The 2,781-nt window shown below is 36.6% G+C and carries 4 protein-coding genes; all 4 read left to right on the top strand.

The features are described from left to right. Positions 1–529 precede the first annotated feature (529 nt). The 4 genes from BLS16_RS23955 (at position 530) to BLS16_RS22955 (ending at position 2,708) form a co-directional block, all read left to right on the top strand. The gene (locus BLS16_RS23955) at positions 530–679 is read left to right on the top strand and encodes a hypothetical protein (protein WP_176786281.1); all 150 of its coding nucleotides are present in this window, start codon (positions 530–532) and stop codon (positions 677–679) included. Next, positions 676–1,251, top strand: a complete 576-nt coding sequence (locus tag BLS16_RS22965) for an Abi-alpha family protein (RefSeq protein WP_092335892.1) — start codon at positions 676–678, stop codon at positions 1,249–1,251. Before BLS16_RS23955 ends, BLS16_RS22965 begins: the two co-directional genes overlap by 4 nt. 193 nt (positions 1,252–1,444) lie before the next feature. Next, positions 1,445–1,945, top strand: a complete 501-nt coding sequence (locus tag BLS16_RS22960) for a hypothetical protein (protein WP_092335891.1) — start codon at positions 1,445–1,447, stop codon at positions 1,943–1,945. Positions 1,946–2,414: 469 nt separating this feature from the next. After that, positions 2,415–2,708, top strand: coding sequence for a hypothetical protein (locus BLS16_RS22955; RefSeq protein WP_207649793.1), 294 nt, complete (start codon positions 2,415–2,417; stop codon positions 2,706–2,708). Positions 2,709–2,781: the final 73 nt, after the last annotated feature.

Genomic DNA, 2,781 nt, shown 5'->3' with positions numbered 1-2,781 from the left:
CCGTGTTTTTCTATGTTATTCCGTGTATGCGACAACCCCAGCGGTATCACTTTTCTACCGCTGGGGTTTCTCATGAGCTTAACTTAATGACATTGCCCTTTGGGTTGGGTAGACACCTGAAATAACAAAAATTATTTTTTGACTCCGTTCGCTAAATTTTGTACAAGTTATATGCCATAATTTAGAAAGGATATCACAGGGTGCGGAGCCATAGATATTTCACCAGATTAGAATTAATGTAATAAAATGTCTATACTGTGAAGTTGAGAGATCAATTAAAAAGGACATTAGAGAGTCTAAACCTCCGGCCCGCTACACTAAAGCAGTCGTTTGCAAAGTGATTTACATTTAGTTCCTCAATGTTAACAACCAGTTTTCGGCTAGGATTATTACCGACATGTATCGTACACCCTATGGAATTGGAGGGATCTGCGACACGTGTCGGTAATAAATCATTAAGTGAAATTAGTCGCAGGATGCCACGCGTCCATGCGTGGCTTATGTTTATTCATTAAGGAGGATATTTTGAATGAATGATTTAACGGGACTAGGAAAGGTAGCAGAATCTGTTGATTCTGTTACAAAAGAGTTAAGACAGTTAATCTATGAGTTTCTTTCACCAGGAACAAAAGGAGCGGGAGAGTATATAGCAGATAAGGTTCGCTATTTAGATTTATGAATTCCGTAAGAGCCATGCATAAAGCCAAAGTGATTTTAGAATCTATGGGAGTTGATAATGTACATATAGAACTACGAAATTTAGTTCCATTGATTGAGAAGTGTTCTCTTGAAGAAGATGATACACTTATTGACAAATGGGCCAATTTAATTGCAAGTGCAGTTGTTGATAAAAGTTTTAGTCCTTCGTATATCAGTATATTATCCTCATTAAGCCCAATTGAAAGTTTAGTGTTAGATACTATAAGTAGGAATAGTCGTCCAATAATGAAAATGGGAATTTACCAGTATTATGGTGTCGAATTACATATTCTAGTTGATAAATCTAATTGTGTAAGAGCAGATTTGGTGGGGGTTTTAAGTAATTTGGAGAGGTTAGGTCTAATCTTAAGAGTTTTTGAAAATGAACCAGCACTAATGTTTGGAAACCCTCCCATTGGAACAATGCAAAGTGAGTTAATAGGACTAACTCCTTTAGGTGGTCGCTTTATATTGGCATGCGACCGTAAACTAGAAGTTGAAAATGGTATTCCTCATATAGATTTGTCTATTCTATCTACTGAAGTGATATAAGGAATATTCATGGACTGCCGTCCATGGCAGCTCTGAATTTTGGGGCGACTAACTTCACTTAACTTAACTTCAATGTTCCCAGCACTAGAGGATGATGCAAGCGGTTAGGACGCGCCGAGAACACCCGTCCGTTATATGACAGAGCGCGATGCATGTATTCCTTTGAGGTAAATTAAGAAAGGGGAGATTCTTTGTGAGAGATTTGATTAATCAGACACGCTTAGGCATTAGGTCTAATCTTTACTACTTGTCACTTTATGGTGCACTAGCTTTACCAGATATATGTGGTGCACTCAGCTCAGCAAATGGACAAGCATCAGGAGAAAAGTATAAAAAGTGGTTTGATAAGTATGTTGGAGAGAAGTATGAGGGATTTTTAGATGGGGAAGACTGCTATTTCTTTAGATGTTCATTATTACACCAAGGAAGTTCGCAACATCCAAAAAATACTTATGGAAGGTACATCTTTATTGAGCCTTCTGCATCAGGGGGGAATATCTTTCATTGCAATGTGTTAAATGATGCATTAAATATTGATGTTAGAGTTTTCTGTGAAGACATTCTAGCAGGTGCAGAAACATGGCTAGCAGAAGCAGAAAAAGATGAACAATTTGTTGAAAATTTTTCCAAATTTATGAGAAGATACGAAAACGGTCTTGCCACATACATTGTTGGCCTTTCAGTAATATCATAGCAGTTACAATTCTAGTCATTCTATGGGGACGCGCTCCATCATGCGAAACCGCCCCCGTCCTGACGCGGCTCGCACAAGTAGTTCAAGAATCTTCAGATTCAAAGTTCAATTGATTTTATAATAGTAATTAGGCTAATAATTAGAAGTATCAATAAGCCTAGATTAAACATAAAAAAGTAGGATAACTAGAATTTGATTAATGTCTGTTATCGGACGCTATAAATAAATATAAAGGTAAAAGTTCCATCATTGACGAATGATTTTACTATTCTTTAATATGGTGTGTCTCAAGGATAAATCTCCTTATTGATTTCGGTAACCCCGAAGTTATATAAAATTGGTCGTAATTTCATGCCGTCTTGGCGCGAAATTAGTAGGCTAGACTAAAAAGTATGAGAGGAGTATCAATGAAAAAAAAAGGAGTTACGTTAAATGGTATGTGTTTGGGATAATCATTACCTGTATTGTGGTGCTTAGTGTTAATGCAATACCGCATATCAATCGAATGGTTAATAGGAATATTGCAGCAACAAGACTTACGGATGATCGTTTGAGACATGGTCCAATTGAATTCGAAGGTGAAGTATATTTCCCATCAAGCTATAATCTGCCTGAAGATAAATATACTGAGGTTTTAGGGATAATTGAATCTAAAGATGCTGGCCTCATCGTGAAATATTTAAATAACGATTATGCTTTAGCTAATAAAGATGATAAAAACTACACACATTTAAAGACTGGTGTAAGCGGTCAAGTAAAATGACCGTTTTTTGGACACAAATTGATCGGTTTTTTGACCGCCTTCATCTCTAAATCTTTAGGGGTGGATTACAAAA

The sequence above is a fragment of the Desulfosporosinus hippei DSM 8344 genome, from assembly GCF_900100785.1.
Lineage (GTDB): Bacteria > Bacillota > Desulfitobacteriia > Desulfitobacteriales > Desulfitobacteriaceae > Desulfosporosinus > Desulfosporosinus hippei.
This window is presented reverse-complemented; position numbering and strand designations above follow the sequence as displayed.

What these genes read in the sequence shown, in the direction of transcription:
- BLS16_RS23955 (WP_176786281.1), top strand. Translation starts at nt 530, where the DNA reads ATGAATGATTTAACGGGACTAGGAAAGGTAGCAGAATCTGTTGATTCT.
- BLS16_RS22965 (WP_092335892.1), top strand. Translation starts at nt 676, where the DNA reads ATGAATTCCGTAAGAGCCATGCATAAAGCCAAAGTGATTTTAGAATCT.